General features: G+C 70.3%; 20 protein-coding genes and 1 pseudogene. 18 read left to right on the top strand and 3 right to left on the bottom strand.

All coding sequences use genetic code 11. The features are described from left to right. The first annotated feature begins 115 nt into the window (after positions 1–115). From rplS to ABZV42_RS24940, 12 genes and pseudogenes are all read left to right on the top strand, one after another. Positions 116–466, top strand: coding sequence for a 50S ribosomal protein L19 (gene rplS, locus ABZV42_RS24995; protein WP_355986604.1), 351 nt, complete (start codon positions 116–118; stop codon positions 464–466). 80 nt (positions 467–546) lie between these two features. Continuing rightward, complete coding sequence (lepB, locus tag ABZV42_RS24990; protein ID WP_355986602.1) at positions 547–1,263, top strand: signal peptidase I; 717 nt, start codon at positions 547–549, stop codon at positions 1,261–1,263. Next, positions 1,256–2,281: pseudogene (lepB, locus tag ABZV42_RS24985) on the top strand (signal peptidase I); the annotation flags it as partial. The gene lepB (ABZV42_RS24990) and the pseudogene lepB (ABZV42_RS24985), both read left to right, overlap by 8 nt. Continuing rightward, positions 2,232–3,173 (top strand): signal peptidase I, encoded by a 942-nt coding sequence (gene lepB / locus ABZV42_RS24980; RefSeq protein ID WP_355986600.1) that lies wholly within the window; start codon positions 2,232–2,234, stop codon positions 3,171–3,173. The pseudogene lepB (ABZV42_RS24985) and the gene lepB (ABZV42_RS24980), both read left to right, overlap by 50 nt. 152 nt (positions 3,174–3,325) lie before the next feature. Further along, positions 3,326–4,099, top strand: coding sequence for a signal peptidase I (gene lepB, locus ABZV42_RS24975; RefSeq protein ID WP_355986598.1), 774 nt, complete (start codon positions 3,326–3,328; stop codon positions 4,097–4,099). Next, positions 4,089–4,613: an NUDIX hydrolase gene (locus tag ABZV42_RS24970; protein ID WP_355986596.1), complete on the top strand. Its 525-nt coding sequence runs from the start codon at positions 4,089–4,091 to the stop codon at positions 4,611–4,613. The genes lepB (ABZV42_RS24975) and ABZV42_RS24970 overlap by 11 nt, the downstream gene beginning before the upstream one ends. 55 nt (positions 4,614–4,668) lie before the next feature. Continuing rightward, entirely contained in the window at positions 4,669–4,977 is a 309-nt protein-coding gene (locus tag ABZV42_RS24965; protein ID WP_003965949.1) for a DUF2469 domain-containing protein, read from the top strand. A gap of 160 nt (positions 4,978–5,137) precedes the next feature. Further along, a complete protein-coding gene (locus ABZV42_RS24960) occupies positions 5,138–5,509 on the top strand; it encodes a YraN family protein (RefSeq protein WP_356053619.1) in 372 nt (123 codons plus the stop codon). Position 5,510: 1 nt separating this feature from the next. After that, positions 5,511–7,136: a YifB family Mg chelatase-like AAA ATPase gene (locus ABZV42_RS24955; RefSeq protein WP_355986592.1), complete on the top strand. Its 1,626-nt coding sequence runs from the start codon at positions 5,511–5,513 to the stop codon at positions 7,134–7,136. Then, positions 7,133–8,278, top strand: coding sequence for a DNA-processing protein DprA (gene dprA / locus ABZV42_RS24950; protein ID WP_355986590.1), 1,146 nt, complete (start codon positions 7,133–7,135; stop codon positions 8,276–8,278). The genes ABZV42_RS24955 and dprA overlap by 4 nt, the downstream gene beginning before the upstream one ends. A gap of 270 nt (positions 8,279–8,548) precedes the next feature. Continuing rightward, a complete protein-coding gene (gene whiG, locus ABZV42_RS24945; RefSeq protein ID WP_355986588.1) occupies positions 8,549–9,391 on the top strand; it encodes an RNA polymerase sigma factor WhiG in 843 nt (280 codons plus the stop codon). Between the two features lie 156 nt (positions 9,392–9,547). Then, on the top strand, positions 9,548–10,105 hold the full coding sequence (locus ABZV42_RS24940) for a helix-turn-helix domain-containing protein (protein WP_355986743.1): 558 nt from the start codon (positions 9,548–9,550) through the stop codon (positions 10,103–10,105). A gap of 381 nt (positions 10,106–10,486) precedes the next feature. Here ABZV42_RS24940 and ABZV42_RS24935 read toward each other — a convergent pair whose 3' ends face one another. Then, positions 10,487–11,107: a M23 family metallopeptidase gene (locus ABZV42_RS24935; protein WP_356053617.1), complete on the bottom strand. Its 621-nt coding sequence runs from the start codon at positions 11,105–11,107 to the stop codon at positions 10,487–10,489. A 264-nt stretch (positions 11,108–11,371) separates the two neighbouring features. Here ABZV42_RS24935 and rpsB point away from each other — a divergent pair, with 264 nt between their 5' ends. The 5 genes from rpsB to ABZV42_RS24910 all read left to right on the top strand — a co-directional run bounded on the left by rpsB (position 11,372) and on the right by ABZV42_RS24910 (position 16,102). Continuing rightward, on the top strand, positions 11,372–12,346 hold the full coding sequence (gene rpsB, locus ABZV42_RS24930) for a 30S ribosomal protein S2 (RefSeq protein ID WP_355986584.1): 975 nt from the start codon (positions 11,372–11,374) through the stop codon (positions 12,344–12,346). Positions 12,347–12,442: 96 nt separating this feature from the next. Then, positions 12,443–13,279: a translation elongation factor Ts gene (tsf, locus tag ABZV42_RS24925; RefSeq protein WP_355986581.1), complete on the top strand. Its 837-nt coding sequence runs from the start codon at positions 12,443–12,445 to the stop codon at positions 13,277–13,279. Positions 13,280–13,461: 182 nt separating this feature from the next. After that, entirely contained in the window at positions 13,462–14,232 is a 771-nt protein-coding gene (pyrH, locus tag ABZV42_RS24920) for a UMP kinase (protein WP_355986579.1), read from the top strand. A 173-nt stretch (positions 14,233–14,405) separates the two neighbouring features. Further along, positions 14,406–14,963 carry a ribosome recycling factor gene (frr, locus tag ABZV42_RS24915; protein ID WP_355986577.1) on the top strand — a complete coding sequence of 186 codons (558 nt, stop codon included), beginning with the start codon at positions 14,406–14,408 and terminating at the stop codon, positions 14,961–14,963. Beyond that, entirely contained in the window at positions 14,963–16,102 is a 1,140-nt protein-coding gene (locus tag ABZV42_RS24910; RefSeq protein ID WP_356053616.1) for a phosphatidate cytidylyltransferase, read from the top strand. The genes frr and ABZV42_RS24910 overlap by 1 nt, the downstream gene beginning before the upstream one ends. 80 nt (positions 16,103–16,182) lie before the next feature. On the opposite strand, the gene ABZV42_RS24905 is transcribed toward ABZV42_RS24910, so the two are convergent. Together ABZV42_RS24905 and ABZV42_RS24900 are read right to left on the bottom strand one after the other, a co-directional pair. Then, complete coding sequence (locus ABZV42_RS24905) at positions 16,183–16,416, bottom strand: hypothetical protein (protein WP_355986740.1); 234 nt, start codon at positions 16,414–16,416, stop codon at positions 16,183–16,185. 107 nt (positions 16,417–16,523) lie between these two features. Then, the gene (locus ABZV42_RS24900) at positions 16,524–16,874 is read right to left on the bottom strand and encodes a DUF6233 domain-containing protein (RefSeq protein WP_355986573.1); all 351 of its coding nucleotides are present in this window, start codon (positions 16,872–16,874) and stop codon (positions 16,524–16,526) included. Between the two features lie 257 nt (positions 16,875–17,131). On the opposite strand from ABZV42_RS24900, the gene ABZV42_RS24895 reads away from it, so the two are divergent. Then, positions 17,132–17,605 (top strand): carboxymuconolactone decarboxylase family protein, encoded by a 474-nt coding sequence (locus tag ABZV42_RS24895; RefSeq protein ID WP_355986571.1) that lies wholly within the window; start codon positions 17,132–17,134, stop codon positions 17,603–17,605. The last annotated feature ends 140 nt before the right edge of the window (positions 17,606–17,745 follow it).

The raw sequence follows: 17,745 nt of genomic DNA, 5'->3' as shown, positions 1-17,745 counted from the left end.
GTCCGGCGTGCGCCCCTGCCACGGGGGGACACGACGCCCGTCCCGACGAGGCAGCATCATCTTCGAACCTCTCTCCCGTTGATGACCTGTGGCATCAGCGAAGAAAGCAGACAAAATGACCCACCTTCTCGACTCCGTCGACGGCGCGTCGCTGCGCACCGACATCCCGGCCTTCCGCCCGGGTGACACCGTCAACGTCCACGTCCGCGTCATCGAGGGCAACCGCTCCCGTGTGCAGCAGTTCAAGGGCGTAGTCATCCGCCGCCAGGGCGCCGGTGTCCGCGAGACCTTCTCGGTCCGCAAGGTCTCGTTCTCCGTCGGCGTCGAGCGCACCTTCCCGGTGCACACCCCGATCGTCGAGAAGATCGAGATCGTCACCCGCGGTGACGTGCGTCGCGCCAAGCTGTACTACCTCCGTGAGCTGCGCGGCAAGGCCGCGAAGATCAAGGAGAAGCGCGACCGCTGAGCCCGTGCCGCCGCGGTGATCCGTCGGCGACCGAGCCGGTAGGACGGTGTCTCAGGAGGGCCGGATAGCATCTGGCCCCGATGGACACCGAAGCACAGCCTGTGGAGCGCGACCGCTCCTCCCGCCCTTCCGCTTCCGAGGAGATCTCGGACACAGCGGGGCCGGAGGGGCGGTCGCGTTCTGCGTTCGCCGACAAGGTCGCCGAGTGGCTCCCCGGGGGGCGGATCACCCTGACCGTGCTGATCTGTCTGGTATTTCTGCTGCTGTTCAGCCGCTTCGTGATGCAACCGTTCGAAATTCCCAGCGGCTCCATGGAGTCGGGATTGAGGATCGGGGACCGCGTTCTCGTAAACAAGTTGGCGTACCGTTTCGGTTCCGAGCCGCAGCGGGGCGATGTCGTCGTCTTCGACGGCACCGGTTATTTCGGGAACGCGGACTACGTCAAACGCGTCGTCGGAGTAGGGGGAGACCACGTGGTCTGCTGCGACAAGGAGGGGAGACTCGAAGTGAACGGCCGATCGGTCGACGAGTCGACATTTCTCTATCGGGGCGACAGCCCGTCCGAGGTGCCCTTCGACATCGTCGTACCCGAGCGGTCCCTGTTCCTCCTGGGCGATCACCGCAGCCGCTCCCGCGACTCCCGTGATCATCTGGGCTCGCCCGGCGGTGGCATGGTCCCCGTCGGCGATGTCATCGGCAGGGCCGACTGGATCGCCTGGCCCGCGGGCCGCTGGACCCGTCTGACACGTCCCGACGCCTACGCGGGTGTGCCTGCCGCCGGAGGTGCCCGTGGGTAACCGTGGGCGGGCACGCGGGGTCTCCGCCGAGGCCGCAGACAATCCGCTGCCCACCGGGGCCCGGCGCGCCTCCGGAGGGGCCGCGAGGCCCAGCCGGGTCGAGCGGCGCAAGCTCGCTCGCAAGATCAAGCGGCGCAGACGGCGCTCGGCGGTCAAGGAGATACCTCTCCTCGTCGGCGTCGCCGTGCTGATAGCGCTCGTCCTCAAGACCTTCCTCGTCCAGGCCTTCGTGATCCCGTCGGGCTCCATGGAGAACACGATCCAGATCGGCGACCGCGTCCTGGTGGACAAGTTCACCCCCTGGTTCGGCTCCCAGCCCAAGCGTGGTGACGTCGTCGTCTTCAAGGATCCCGGAGGCTGGCTCACCGCCGAGGACACCCAGAAGAAGAACGACCCCGTGGTCGTCAAGCAGTTCAAGGAGGGGCTGACCTTCATCGGACTGCTGCCCTCCGACAACGAGAAGGACCTGATCAAGCGCGTCGTCGGGCTCGGCGGGGACACGGTGAAGTGCTGCGACGCACAGGGCCGCGTGACCGTGAACGGCACCCCGTTGACCGAGCCGTACATCTACGCCGGGGACAAACCGTCGGAGTTCTCCTTCGAGGTGAAGGTGCCGGCGGGCCGCCTGTTCGTGCTGGGTGACCACCGGGGCAACTCGGCGGACTCCCGCTATCACCGCAGCGACAAGTTCAGCGGCACCGTCTCCGAGAAGTCGATCGTGGGCCGGGCGATGGTCATCGGTTGGCCCATCGGACACTGGACCCGGCTACAGGAGCCGAACACGTTCTCGACGGTGGCCGACGCGCCTGGAGGGTCGGCCTCCGCTCTGTCGCTGTCGCATAGGGTGGCCTCTGCGGATCCAGATGGATTGATCCCGCTCCCGAGCCCTGCGGAACTCCCGCTCGTTATGGGAGTGGTGGGCCTGCGCCGAATACGGCGCGGGCGGCGGCACGGAGTGAGGAGTGGATGTGGGGGATGTGGCGGTCGGCGCGCGGTCTGGGCACGAAGGTCCCGAGGGACAGCCGGAACGGCCCGAGGATGCGGCTGCCCCGGCCGTAGAGCCCGACTCGGGCTCTGGGAGCGGCTCCGAGGACGGTGACGCCTCGACCGGGCGTTCCGGACGGGACCCGAAGTCCACGAAGCAGCGCTCCTTCTGGAAGGAGCTGCCGATCCTGATCGGCATCGCTCTGGTACTCGCGCTGATCATCAAGACTTTCCTGGTGCAGGCGTTCTCGATTCCCTCGGACTCGATGCAGAACACCCTTCAGCAGGGTGACCGCGTCCTGGTCGACAAGCTGACTCCGTGGTTCGGCTCGGAGCCGCAGCGTGGCGAGGTGGTCGTCTTCCACGACCCGGACAACTGGCTGGCGGGCGAGCCCACGGTCAACCCGAACGCCCTTCAGACGGTCCTCAGCTGGATCGGCCTGATGCCGTCCGCGGAGGAGAAGGACCTCATCAAGCGGGTCATCGGCGTCGGCGGCGACACGATCGAGTGCAAGAACACCGGTCCGCTGAAGGTCAACGGCAAGGCGCTGAACGAGTCTTCGTACGTGTACGCCGGGAACACCCCGTGCAGCCAGGACGAGGACGGCGGCCAGTTCAAGGTCAAGGTTCCCAAGGGCATGATCTGGGTGATGGGCGACCACCGCCAGAACTCGCGGGACTCGCGCTACAACCAGACGGACAAGCACCACGGCATGGTGCCCGTGAACGATGTGGTCGGCCGTGCCATCGTCAAGGCCTGGCCCATCAACCGCTGGGGCACCCTCCCGGTCCCGGACACCTTCGGCCAGCCCGGCCTGAGCGACCATGCGGCCGCGGCGGTCACCTCGCCGGGCTCCGTGGCCCTTCTGGGTGCGGTGCCGCTCGTGCTGGTGCGCCGCAGGCGCAGGACGTCCAAGGACGACTGAGCCGTCCTACGGCTTTTGGGGCCGGCCTCCTCGGACACGTCCGGGGCGGCCGGCCCCGCTCGTTGTCGGCGCGGGCGGATCCGGTCCGCTCCGGCGATCGTGATCCGGAGGGGGCTGACCCCGGACCGTACCCCCGGGTAAGGTGCGGGCCCATGGGTGGCGAGAGCGCAACACGTACGGCCCCGCGCAGCGGCGGCACAGGCAAGGCCCCGGTGGGGAGCAGGACAGGACAGCGGCTTTCCGGGCTCGCTGTCGCGCTGGGTCTGGTGCTGTTCCTCGGCGGCTTCGGCTGGGCGGCGGTCGTCTACCGGCCGTACACCGTCCCCACGAGTTCGATGGCACCGACGATCAAGATCGGCGACCGGGTGCTGGCGCAGCGCGTCGACGGCACCGAGGTCCGACGCGGTGACGTCGTCGTCTTCGACGACAAGACCTGGGTCACGGGCTCGTCCGTGGTCAAGCGTGTGGTCGCCGTCGGCGGCGACACCGTCTCCTGCTGCACCGAAGGCAAGCTGACCGTCAACGGCAAGCGGATCGACGAATCGTATCTGCCCGAGGGAAGCCTCGCCGAGCTCACGGACTTCCCGACGGTGAAGGTCCCCGCGGGGCGACTGTTCCTGCTCGGCGACGAGCGGCGGGGCTCCCTGGACTCCACCGCGCATCTGACGGACGCGGCGCGCGGCACCGTGGCGCGCGACGCAGTGAGGGCCCGGGTGGATGCCATCGCGTGGCCGATGAACGGCATGCTCGCCCGCCCCGACGGCTTCAAGACGCTCGGTGCCCTGTCCCGGCCGGGACCGCTCTCCACGATGATCGCGCTGGTGATCGCCGGTGCCGTCCTCGTGCTGGGCGGAGCGGCGTACGGACCCGTCGCCAAGCTGGCCGGGCGGTCCCGGAGGCGCACGGAGTCCGCCGGTGCCCGCTGAGGCGGCCGAATCGGACGAGGCGCCCGGCCGGGGCAGGCTGCGCAAGGTGGCCCGGGTCGTACTGCTCGACCCGCGGGACCGCGTACTGCTGCTGCACGGCCACGAGCCGGACGATCCCTCCGACGACTGGTGGTTCACGCCCGGCGGGGGTGTGGAGGGCGACGAGACCCGGGAGCAGGCGGCCCTGCGGGAACTCGTGGAGGAGACCGGTATCACCGAGGTCGAACTGGGCCCCGTGCTGTGGCGGCGGGTCTGCTCGTTCCCGTTCGCCGGGAGGCGCTGGGACCAGGACGAGTGGTATTTCCTGGCCCGTACGACCCAGACCGCGACCGCCGCCACGGGGCTGACGGAGCTGGAGCGGCGCAGCGTCGCCGGAGCACGCTGGTGGACGTGCCGGGAACTGACCGAGGCACATGAGACGGTGTATCCGACCAAGCTCGCCGGGCTGCTGCGCAGGGTGCTCGACGAGGGTCCCCCGGCCACGCCCGAGGTCCTCGACACGGAAATCGTCTAGGGGCTCCCGGTGCTGGCGCACAATAGGGGAACGCACGGCTGAAGGGGAACATGCCATGAGCGCCGAGGACCTCGAGAAGTACGAGACCGAGATGGAGCTGAAGCTCTATCGGGAGTACCGCGATGTCGTCGGTCTGTTCAAATATGTGATCGAGACCGAACGGCGCTTCTATCTCACCAACGACTACGAGATGCAGGTGCACTCGGTCCAGGGTGAGGTGTTTTTCGAGGTGTCCATGGCGGATGCCTGGGTGTGGGACATGTACCGGCCCGCCCGATTCGTGAAGCAGGTGCGCGTCCTGACATTCAAGGACGTGAACATCGAGGAGCTGAACAAGAGCGATCTCGAGCTGCCGGGCGGCTGAGGCCCGGGCGGCCGGCCCGCCGTGGACGAGGGGTGACCGGGGCGGCCCCGGGGCGGTGACTCGTTCGGGTGACCGGGTTCTCCACAGTCACCCGCCCGTCCACCAAGATCCAACAGCTGGGCGGGATGGCCTCAGTGTCGGTGCCGGAGGTGGTGCCGACATGAAGACATCCGAGGCACGCAACGCACTGGGCGCCTACGGCGAGGAACTGGCCGCGCGAGGGCTGACCGAGGCCGGCATGACGGTCCTGGCACGCAACTGGCGCTGCGACAGGACCGGCGAGATCGACATCGTGGCCCGGGACGGCGACGCACTGGTCGTCTGCGAGGTCAAGACCCGCAGGGCGGGCTCGTTCCAGCATCCGATGGAGGCCGTCACACCGGCCAAGGCCCGCCGGCTGCGCGGCCTGGCCGAACGCTGGCTCCAGGCACACGGCGGAGCCCCACCCGGCGGCGTCCGCATCGACCTGGTCGGCGTCCTGCTCCCCGAACGCGGCGCGCCCGCGGTCGAGCACGCGCGGGGGGTGGCCTGAGATGGGATTCGCGCGTACGTGTTCGGTGGCCCTGGTGGGCGTGGAGGGCGTCGTCGTCGAGGTCCAGGCGGACCTGGAGCCGGGCATTGCCGCCTTCACGCTGGTCGGGCTCCCCGACAAGAGCCTGACGGAGAGCCGGGACCGGGTCAGGGCGGCGGTGGTCAACTCCGGCGCGGCCTGGCCGCAGAAGAAACTGACGGTGGGCCTCAGCCCCGCCTCCGTGCCCAAGGGGGGCTCAGGCTTCGACCTCGCCGTCGCGATCGCCGTACTGGGCGCGGCCGAGCGGATCGACCCGCGTGTGCTCGCCGACATCGTGATGATCGGGGAGCTCGGGCTCGACGGCAGGGTCCGGCCGGTCCGGGGCATCCTGCCGGCCGTCCTCGCCGCGGCCGGGGCCGGTTACGAACAGGTGGTCGTGCCGGAGTGCGCGGCCGCAGAGGCCTCACTCGTGCCGGGAGTCTCGGTGCTGGGCGTCCGCAGCCTGCGCCAGCTGATCGCGATCCTGGCCGACGAACCGGTGCCCGAGGAGGACCCGGACGAGCGGGGCCGCCCGGACCCGCTGACGGCCGGACTGCGCCTGCCCGGCACGGGCGAGGCCACCGGCCTGTGCGGCGTCGCGGTGCCGGAGCACGACCGGGGCCACGACCTCGGGGACGTCGTCGGCCAGCTGTCGGCACGCACCGCCATCGAGGTGGCGGCTGCCGGCGGCCACCACCTCTTCCTCCAGGGACCGCCGGGCGCGGGCAAGACCATGCTGGCCGAGCGGATGCCGCTGATCATGCCGCGCCTCACCCGGCAGGAATCCCTCGAGGTGACGGCGGTCCACTCCGTCGCGGGCCTGCTGCCGCCCGGCAAACCGCTGGTGGACGTCGCGCCCTACTGCGCGCCGCATCACTCCGCGACCATGCAGGCGCTCGTCGGCGGCGGCAAGGGGCTCGCCCGGCCCGGCGCGGTCTCCCTGTCGCACCGCGGCGTGCTCTTCCTGGACGAGGCACCCGAGTTCAGCGGCTTCGCGCTGGACGCCCTCAGGCAGCCGCTGGAGGCCGGACACGTCGTGATCGCGCGCAGCGCCGGTGTCGTACGGTTCCCCGCGAAGTTCCTGATGGTGCTGGCCGCCAACCCCTGCCCCTGCGGGCGCTTCAGCACGGCGAACGACTTCTGCGAATGCCCGCCCTCCGTCATCCGGCGCTATCAGGCGAGGCTCTCCGGGCCGCTGCTCGACCGGGTCGATCTGCGGGTGAACGTCGAGCCGGTCACCCGGGCCGAACTGACCGCGGTCGGTGCGCGGGGCGAGTCGACGAAGGCGGTCGCGGACCGGGTGCTCGCCGGCCGCGAGCGGGCCGCCGAGCGGCTGAAGGGAACGCCCTGGCACACCAATAGCGAGGTGCCGGGACGCGAGCTGCGCGGGCGCTGGCAGGCGCGGGCCGGAGCGATGGACGAGGCCGAGCGGGGCCTGGAGCGCGGGCTGCTGACGGCCCGCGGGCTGGACCGGGTGCTGCGGGTCGCGTGGACGGTCGCCGACCTGTCCGGACACGACCGGCCGGACGCCGGGGACGTCGCCCTGGCCCTCCAACTGCGCACCGGCGTCCCGCGCGGGGTACCGATGGCGATCGGCTCACCGGCATGACGGCCGCCGAGCGCGGGGCCCGTGTCACGCTGTCCCGGGTCGTCGAACCGGGTGACGAGGTCTGCGGGCGCTGGATCCGGGAGGTCGGGGCGCCGGAAGCGGTGCGATGGCTGCACGGGGACCGGGGGCAGCCTCGGGGGATGACCGACGGAAGATGGGCCGGGCTGAGGGCCAGGGCCGCCCGGGCCGACCCGGAGCACGATCTCGCCCTCGCCAGGGACACCGGGGTGAGGTTCGTCTGTCCCGGTGAATCCGAATGGCCCGCCCAGCTGGACGACCTGGGGGACGCCCGGCCCGTCGGACTCTGGGTGCGGGGGCGGATGGGGCTGCGGCTGTGGGCACTGAGGTCGGTCGCCGTCGTCGGCGCCCGCGCCTGCACGGAGTACGGCGCGCACATGGCGGCCACCCTCGGCGCCGGGCTCGCGGAACGGGGCTGGGTGGTGGTGTCCGGCGGCGCCTACGGCATCGACGGCGCCGCTCATCGGGGCGCCCTCGGGGCGGGCGGCGCCACCGTCGCGGTGCTCGCCTGCGGCGTCGATCGCCCCTATCCGCGCGGACACGTCCAGCTGATCAGCAGAATCGCGGAACAGGGACTTGTCGTGGGGGAGTTGCCGCCGGGCGAGCATCCGACACCGAGCAGATTCATCCTCCGCAACCGGGTCATCGCGGCGCTCACCCGGGGCACGGTGGTGGTCGAGGCGGCGTACCGCAGCGGAGCGCTCGTCACCGCGCGCGCGGCACAGCGGCTGGGCCGGTTCACGATGGGCGTGCCGGGCCCCGCCACCAGCGCGCTGTCCGCAGGCGTGCACGAACTGCTGCGCGGGGAGGCCGTCCTGGTGTCCGATGCCGCGGAAGTCGCCGAACTGGTGGGCGACATGGGGGAACTGGCCCCGGACCGGCGCGGCCCCGTGCTGCCGCGCGATCTGCTGGACCCGGGTGCGGGGCGGGTCCTGGACGCTCTGCCGGCGCGGGATCCGGCCGGGGCCGAGGAGGTCGCCCGGCGGGCGGCGACCAGCACGGACGACGCGGTCGGGAGACTGTACGAACTCCGAGCACTTGGATTCGTCGAACGACACGGCGATGGCTGGAAGTTGACACGCCAGGCGACGGCCCCCGTCCGAAGCGATCGGGAGGGACGCTGACGGAGCGTGTTCGGCCGTCCGGGGGAACGCCGACACGCCTGCGAATCAGCACAGTTGGCGCCCCTGACGGTCACGCAGGGCGACCGTCGTGACTCCGGGAGACGTCCCGGGGAAAGGTTGCGCGTGCGGGTGACAGCCTGCTCTTCGCGCACTGCGACAGCTCAGTCACGCTACGCTCACAAGAATCCGAAGCACGCACGCGATCTCGGCATGACGCCGACAGGACGCCCGGGTAATCCCAGTTCACGGCAGAACGGCACAAGGCGACGAATGCCCCAGCACACCTCCGGGTCCGACCGGACGGCGATCCCGCCAGCCGCCCGCGACGGCGGCAGCGTGCGCCCGCCCGCGCCCTCGACAGTCGACGAGCTGTGGCGGTCGTACAAGTCGACCGGTGACGAACGGCTGCGGGAGCAGCTGATCCTGCACTACTCACCGCTGGTGAAGTACGTCGCGGGCCGCGTCAGCGTGGGTCTGCCGGCCAATGTCGAGCAGGCCGACTTCGTCTCGTCGGGGGTGTTCGGGCTGATCGACGCGATCGAGAAGTTCGACATCGAACGGGAGATCAAGTTCGAGACGTACGCGATCACCCGCATTCGCGGCGCGATGATCGACGAACTGCGGGCGCTGGACTGGATCCCGCGGTCGGTGCGGCAGAAGGCGCGCAATGTGGAGCGCGCCTACGCGACGCTGGAGGCGCGGCTGCGGCGCACCCCGTCGGAGGGCGAGGTCGCCGCCGAGATGGGCATCGGTGTGGAAGAACTCCACGCGGTGTTCAGCCAGTTGTCGCTGGCCAACGTGGTCGCACTGGAGGAGCTGCTGCATGCCGGCGGCGAGGGTGGCGACCGGCTGAGTCTCATGGACACGCTGGAGGACACCGCCGCCGACAATCCGGTCGAGGTGGCTGAGGGCCGGGAGCTGCGAAGACTGCTGGCGCGGGCGATCAACACCCTGCCCGACCGGGAGAAGACCGTGGTCACGCTGTACTACTACGAAGGCCTCACGCTCGCGGAGATCGGCAATGTGCTCGGGGTGACCGAGAGCCGGGTGAGCCAGATCCACACCAAGTCGGTGCTTCAGCTGCGCGCCAAGCTGGCCAGTTTCGGACGCTGAGCCGGTTCCTCTCCTGGCGCCCGGCGGTGCCGCCGTGCCGTCCCGGCGACGCGGGCGGTGCGGCGCACGCCACCTGGGCGGGCTCGCCGGAGTGGTTCCCGTTGTCGGCACCGCGTCCGTACAGTGGTTGACGTGCCAAGGATTCGAGCGGCCTCCGTGGCCGAGCACCGGTCGATGCAGCGAGCCGCCCTGCTGGACGCGGCGCGGTCCCTGTTGTCCGAGGGCGGGACGGAGGCGCTGACCTTCCCCGCGCTCGCCGAGCGCACGGGCCTCGCGCGATCGTCCGTGTACGAGTACTTCCGGTCCAGGGCGGCCGTCGTCGAGGAACTGTGCGAGGTCGACTTCCCCGTCTGGGCGGCCGAGGTCTCGGCCGCGATGGGCGCCGCGGACGGCCCCGAGGCCACGGTCGAGGCCTATGTGCGCCGCCAGCTGGCTCTGGTCGGGGACCGCAGGCACCGTGCCGTGGTCGCCATCTCCGCCGGCGAACTCGACGCGGGGGCCCGGGAGAAGATCCGGGCGGCGCACGGCGGGCTGGTCACCATGATCGGCGAGGCGCTCACGGAGATGGGGCACGCCGAGCCGAGGCTGGCCGCGATGCTCCTCCAGGGCGTGGTGGACGCCGCGGCGCGGCGCATCGAGCTGGGCGCCGCCGAGGACCCGACCGCGATCACGGAGGCGGCCGTGGCGATGGCCCTCCGAGGCGTCGGAGGCTGAGCTCGCCTCCGCACGCTGGCCCGGCCTCCTTCGGCTGGGGCCTCATTACCCGCTGGACCGTCGCCTTCGGCCGGGGTCCCTCGCCTGCCGGACCCGTTTCCTTCGGCCGGGGCCTCTTGTCCGCCGGACCTGTCTCCTTCGACCGGGGCCCCTTGCCTGCCGGGACCGTCTCCTTCGGCCAGGGTCCCTCGCCCGCCGGACCCGTTTCCTTCGGTCGGGGCCCTTTGCCTGCCGGACCTGTCTCCTTCGCTCTGCCGGACCGCCGGCCTCGGCACGGGATCTCGCCTCACTCGGTGTGGGTTCCCCGCTACCCCGGATCGCCGTCCTCGGTATGGCTCCTCGTTCGCCGGACCGCCGCCCCGCCCGTCGCTCTTCGGCCTGTCAGGGGCGTATGCCCGGTGCCGCCGTCGGGTCGAGCGGGAGCAGGCGGGACGGGCCCGAGTTCAGGAGCCAGGGGGGAAGCAGTGACAGCGGGTTCAGATAGACCGTGCCTCTGAGCAGGCCCCAGTGCAGACAGGACGTCGGCCCGCAGTGCGCCCCCGCCGCTTCCAGGGTGCCGAGGACCGCCCCCGCGAGGACGTCGTCGCCCTTGTGCACCGAGGCCCGCACCGGGCCGTACGTCGTCCGCAGAGGGGGCGCCCCCGTGTCCGACAGCTCCACCGAGACGACCCCGCGACCCGCGACCCGGCCCGCGAAGGACACCCGGCCGGGTGCGACGGCCCGCACCGGGGTGCCGGGCAGGGCCGCGAGGTCGACCCCGCGATGCCCCCGGGAGTAGGCCGTCGCCGGCGGTTCCCAGCCTCGTAGGACGAAGGGCCTGACACCCACGGGCCAGGCGCGGGCGAGGGCGGGCACGGAGGGATCGGCCGCCGGCGGGGACACCGGGGCTCTCGGTGGGCCCGCCCCACGGGCCGGCGCCGCCGGGGCCGGGGCGCCGAGAAGGGTCAGGGCCAGGCCCAGCAGGATCCCCTGCCACATACGCGCACATCGGTTCACTCGCATGCGGGAACCGTCCCGCATCGAGCGGATCATGGCCGGGATCTGTGGAGTACCGGCCGGTTGTGGACAGCGGCGTCACCTGGCCCCTCTCGGGTCCCGTACACTTCTGATGGCGACCCGGGTCATCGGGTCGACTTCGCACGCCCCGACATCTGGTCACCACGGTGTCAGCGCCTCTCGGTCCTTTGTGGCAAGGCGCGTCGCGGGCGTCAGGCGCGGGTGCCGTCCGGCACACGCGGTACAACCGAGAAACCGAGGAGAACGGCCATGGCCGTCGTCACGATGCGGGAGCTGCTGGAAAGCGGCGTCCACTTCGGTCACCAGACCCGTCGCTGGAACCCGAAGATGAAGCGCTTCATCTTCACCGAGCGCAACGGCATCTACATCATCGACCTGCTCCAGTCGCTGTCGTACATCGACCGCGCCTACGAGTTCGTCAAGGAGACCGTCGCCCACGGCGGCACGGTCATGTTCGTCGGCACGAAGAAGCAGGCGCAGGAGGCCATCGCCGAGCAGGCCACCCGCGTCGGCATGCCCTTCGTCAACCAGCGCTGGCTGGGCGGCATGCTCACCAACTTCTCCACCGTCTACAAGCGTCTGCAGCGCCTCAAGGAGCTCGAGCAGATCGACTTCGAGGACGTCGCGGCCTCGGGTCTCACCAAGAAGGAGCTTCTCGTGCTCTCGCGCGAGAAGGCCAAGCTGGAGAAGACCCTCGGTGGTATCCGCGAGATGCAGAAGGTGCCCAGCGCCGTCTGGATCGTGGACACCAAGAAGGAGCACATCGCGGTCGGCGAGGCCCGGAAGCTCAACATCCCGGTCGTCGCCATCCTCGACACCAACTGTGACCCCGACGAGGTCGACTACAAGATCCCGGGCAACGACGACGCGATCCGCTCCGTCACCCTGCTCACCCGCGTGATCGCCGACGCCGTCGCCGAGGGCCTCATCTCCCGCTCCGGCGCCGGCAAGGCCGCGGGCGACAAGGCCGCCGGCGAGCCGCTGGCCGCGTGGGAGCGCGACCTGCTCGAGGGCGAGAAGAAGGCCGACGACGCCGAGGTCCAGACCTCCGCCGAGACGGAGAAGGTCGCCGACGCCGAGCAGGCCGAGGTTCCGGCCGCCGAGGCCGAGGCTGTGGAGGCGCCTGCCGCCGAGACGGAGGCCGTCGAGGCCCCCGCCGCCGAGACGGAGGCCGTCGAGGCCCCCGCCGCCGAGGCTCCGGCCGCGGACGCCGAGCAGGCCTGACCCCTCACCCCTTCGGGTTTGTGAACGGCGGGGGCCCACAAAGCCCCCGCCGTTCGTCCCGTAGATCTTCAGACTTCGAGAGAGACTCCAGAAATCATGGCGAACTACACCGCCGCCGACGTCAAGAAGCTCCGTGAGCTCACGGGCGCCGGCATGATGGACTGCAAGAAGGCGCTGGACGAGTCCGACGGCCACGTCGACAAGGCCGTCGAGGCGCTGCGGATCAAGGGCCAGAAGGGCGTCGCCAAGCGCGAGGGCCGCTCCGCCGAGAACGGCGCCGTGGTCTCCATCATCGCTGACGACAACACCTCCGGTGTCCTGGTCGAGCTGAAGTGCGAGACGGACTTCGTCGCCAAGGGCGAGAAGTTCCAGGCCGTCGCCAACGAGATCGCCCAGCACGTCGTCAAGACGTCGCCGGCCGACATCGAGGCGCTCCTCGCCTCCGAGATCGAGCCCGGCAAGACGGTTCAGGCGTTCGTCGACGAGGCCAACGCCAACCTGGGTGAGAAGATCGTCCTGGACCGCTTCGCCCAGTTCTCCGGCGCGTTCGTGTCCGCGTACATGCACCGCACCATGCCCGACCTGCCCCCGCAGATCGGTGTTCTGGTCGAGCTGGACAAGGCCGACGCCGACGTCGCCAAGGGCATCGCGCAGCACATCGCCGCCTTCGCGCCGAAGTACCTCTCCCGTGAGGACGTTCCGGCCGAGGTCGTCGAGACCGAGCGTCGCGTCGCCGAGGAGACCACCCGCGCCGAGGGCAAGCCCGAGGCCGCGCTCCCGAAGATCGTCGAGGGTCGCGTGAACGGCTTCTTCAAGGAGGCCACGCTCCTCGGCCAGCCGTACGCGCTCGACAACAAGAAGTCCGTCCAGAAGGTTCTGGACGAGGCCGGTGTCACCCTGAAGCGCTTCTCGCGCATCAAGGTCGGCATCTGAGTCCGTACCGCGATCGACGCGCGACCCCTATAGGGTCGACAGCAGTCGTCCGCGTACGCCGGCATCCACGCGTGTGTGCCGGACGACAGCAGATCTGACGAGGAGGCCATTGCCGAGCATGGGATGCGAACACACCCCACCGGCAATGGCCTTCTTCGTATGTGCACCATGAGGAGATCTCCATGACCACCACCCAGGCCGACAAGGGCGAGAAGAGCGACGACGGCAAAGGCGCGGGCCGCTTTCTGCTGAAGCTTTCAGGTGAGGCGTTCGCCGGTGGCGGCGGACTGGGCGTCGACCCCGACGTGGTGCACAAGATCGCCCGCGAGATCGCGGCCGTCGTGCGCGGCGGTGCCCAGATCGCCGTCGTCATCGGCGGCGGCAACTTCTTCCGCGGGGCCGAACTCCAGCAGCGCGGCATGGACCGGGCCCGCTCCGACTACATGGGCATGCTCGGCACCGTCATGAACTGCCTCGCCCTCCAGGACTTCCTGGAGAAGGAAGGCATCGACAGCCGCGTCCAGACCGCCATCACCATGGGCCAGGTCGCGGAGCCGTACATCCCGCTGCGCGGCGTACGGCACCTGGAGAAGGGCCGTGTGGTCATCTTCGGCGCCGGTATGGGCATGCCGTACTTCTCCACCGACACCACCGCCGCCCAGCGGGCCCTGGAGATCGACGCCGAGGCGCTTCTCATGGGCAAGAACGGCGTGGACGGTGTCTACGACTCCGACCCGAAGACCAACCCCGAGGCGGTCAAGTTCGACGCGCTCAGCTACGGCGAGGTCATCACCCGGGACCTCAAGGTCGCCGACATGACCGCGATCACGCTGTGCCGTGACAACAAGCTGCCGATCCTGGTCTTCGAACTCCTGGCGGAGGGCAATATCGCGCGGGCGGTCAAGGGTGAGAAGATCGGCACACTCGTGGGCGACCACAGCGGCCGAGCCTGACGGGGAACGCTCCGGACCGGGCAGGACTCCCGGTCCAGGACGGACCCCGACCGGGGGATGGACAATGCCCTGCCGGTCCGGAACCGTGCAGGAACAAGACGCGACGCAGCCGGCTGCCGAAACCCGACGAGGAAACAGCTGCCGGGCCTACTCAAGACACGCAGGAGCAAGTGGTGATCGAAGAGACCCTCCTCGAGGCCGAGGAGAAGATGGAGAAGGCCGTCGTGGTCGCCAAGGAGGACTTCGCCGCGATCCGCACCGGCCGTGCGCACCCGGCGATGTTCAACAAGATCGTGGCCGACTACTACGGCGCGCTGACGCCGATCAACCAGTTGGCCTCGTTCTCCGTTCCGGAGCCGCGCATGGCCGTGGTGACCCCGTTCGACAAGAGCGCGCTGCGCAACATCGAAACGGCGATCCGCGACTCCGACCTGGGCGTCAACCCCAGCAATGACGGCAGCATCATCCGGGTGACGTTCCCCGAGCTGACGCAGGAGCGCCGCAAGGAGTACATCAAGGTCGCGCGGACCAAGGGCGAGGACGCCAAGGTCTCGATCCGCGCCGTGCGCCGCAAGGCAAAGGACGCTCTCGACAAGCTCGTCAAGGACAAGGAGTCCGGCGAGGACGAGGTCCGCCGTGCGGAGAAGGAACTCGACGACACCACGGCGAAGTACGTCGCCCAGGTGGACGAGCTCCTGAAGCACAAGGAAGCGGAACTGCTCGAGGTCTGATGAACGACTCTTCCTGGGGGGCGCCGCCACAAGCCGGGTACTGGGGGCCGCCAGAGCAGGGGCCTGTCCAGGGGGCGGCCCCGGCGGGTCCCACGTACGATGCGCATGACGCGCAGCACACTCGGCCCATGCCCACCGCGCCCGACGTACCCGCACATGGCGGAGACCAGGATGACGACAGGGGGGCCGCTCGGCTGAGCGGTCCCTCGGTCCGAAACGACACGCCGCCGGCGGCGCCCTTCGGGGATCCGTCGCACGACCCGCAGAGCCCGCAGGAGCCCATGCCCAGCACCGCACCCGAGCCCGCCCCCGCACCCCAGAAGAAGAGTGCGGGACGCGACCTGGGCGCGGCCATAGGAGTGGGCGTCGGGCTCGGCGCGGTGATCGTCGCGTCGCTGTTCGTCGTCAAGGCCGTCTTCGTCGGCGTCATAGCGGTCGCCGTGGTGGTCGGGCTCTGGGAGCTCACCTCACGGCTGGAGGAGCGCAAGGGCATCAAGGCGCCCCTCGTGCCGCTCGCGCTCGGAGGGGCCGCCATGGTCGTCTCCGGGTACGTGCGCGGCGCCGAGGGTGCCTGGGTGGCCATGGCGCTCACCGCGCTGGCCGTTCTGGTCTGGCGGATGACGGAACCGCCCGAGGGCTACCTCAGGGACGTCACGGCGGGGGTCTTCGCGGCCTTCTACGTGCCGTTCCTGGCGACCTTCGTGGCCATGATGCTCACGGCCGACGACGGCCCGCGCCGCGTGCTGACCTTCCTGCTCCTGACGGTCGTCAGCGACACGGGGGCGTACGCCGTCGGCTGGCGCTTCGGCAAGAACAAGCTGGCACCGCGGATCAGCCCCGGAAAGACCCGCGAGGGTCTGTTCGGAGCGGTCACCTTCGCGATGGCGGCGGGTGCGCTGTGCATGCAGTACCTGATCGACGACGGCGCCTGGTGGCAGGGTCTGATCCTCGGCCTCGCGGTCGCGGCCAGTGCCACGCTCGGCGACCTCGGCGAGTCCATGATCAAGCGGGACCTCGGCATCAAGGACATGGGCACCTTGCTTCCGGGCCACGGCGGGATCATGGACCGGCTGGACTCCCTGCTCCCGACGGCTCCGGTCGTCTGGCTGCTGCTCGTGCTCTTCGTCGGATCCGGCTGATCGTTTTTTCGCACGCGTTTACGGCGCACGTATCCGCGAAACGCATTCACCACGCACATCCACGACACCACCCCTTCGGGTCATCCGATCACCTCACCGTGATCCCCGTGACCCGGAGGGGTGGTGTCGTAGGTGCGGGGCCGGCCGTCCTGCCACTCCACCCAGTGCGGATCGTCCAGGTACTCCCACGCGTCGGGCAGGCCCGCGCGGCGCAGGAACTCGACCACGTCGGCGTCACTGTGGGCGAGGCCGGCGCTCCGGCCGCGGATCGTCACGCGGCGGCCTCCGGTACCGGCCGGGCGGCCTACGGTGATCGGTGCGACGGGTGCCTGCGCGCCGTCGGGCGGTGTCCCTTCACGACCGGCCCGCTCCGCGTCCTCGTCGGGCTGTGTGTGCTCGTGGTTCGGCTTGTGCTCGTGGTTCACAGGACACCCAGATCCGTGTCGGGGCGGCAGTACGGACATGCCGTGACGCCGTCTTCGGTGATCGCCCGGAGAGCCTGCTCGCGGGCGAGCGGCTTCGTGTTCTTCCCGGCCATGCCGCAGTCGCCCATGTGGACGGCGTCGGGGCTCGCGCCGGTACCGCCACCGCCGGCCCGCCGCATCGCGAGCTTCCACCCGCGCGGCGGCGGGGGCGAGGTGCGGGCCGCGCGGGTGGCGGCGACCTCCTGGCGTTCCAGCTCGGCGATGGTGTCGTCGGTGCGGCGCAGTTGCCAGAGCAGCCAGGCGCGGACGGTGCGCAGATGCTCCAGGCGGGACACTTTTTCGTACACGCATTCGATTCTAGGCCTTGGGGTCAGGTCGTGACAGCACCGGAGCGTGTCCGTCCGCGTCCGGGACCCTCTCGGCGGGTTCTCACCGGGTTCTCCCGGAGTGCCGAGCGAAGGCGTCGCTCCCCGCCGCCGCCCTTGCTGCCTCCTCCGGGGGAGGCGCAGGCGAGGGAGACGCAGGTCACTTTCACGTCGGTCACATCGTGCCGGGCTGTTCCGTCATCCAGGTGTAGCCACGAACACGACACAGGGAGCGCACCGTGGAAGCTCGTCTCAACCTCTTCGCCGGCCGGACGTCGGCCAAGTTCCTCAAGCACATCGTCGCCGCGGGCAGGCCCCTCGCGGAATCGACGCTGCCGCTCGCGACGCAGGAACTCGTGAAGCTTCGCGCCAGCCAGATCAACGGCTGCGGATTCTGCACCGACATGCACAGCAAGGACGCGGAGGCCGCGGGTGAGACCTCCGTGCGCCTCAACCTGGTCGCGGCCTGGCGGGAGGCGACCGTGTTCACCGACGCCGAGCGTGCCGCCCTGGAGCTGACGGAGCAGGGCACGCGCATCGCCGACGCGGCCGGCGGCGTCACCGACGAGTGCTGGGCGAATGCCGCCAAGTACTACGACGAGGAGGAGCTGGCCGCCCTGGTGTGCTGTATCGCGCTCATCAACGCCTTCAACCGTATGAACGTCATGGTCCAGCAGCCCGCGGGCGACTACCGGCCCGGCCAGTTCGCGTAACCGGCCGTAGCCGGCGGCAAGGCGGGTACGGCGGGTGCGTCCGGGGTCACGAGGCGTGGGTGCCGGTCCCTTTCGAAAGGGACCGGCACAGTGACGGTCTCCAGCCCATCCCGCTGTCGGGCGTGAAGGGGAAGATCGGC

It is taken from the genome of Streptomyces sp. NPDC005281, from assembly GCF_040607495.1.
Classification (GTDB): Bacteria; Actinomycetota; Actinomycetes; order Streptomycetales; family Streptomycetaceae; genus Streptomyces.
This window is presented reverse-complemented; position numbering and strand designations above follow the sequence as displayed.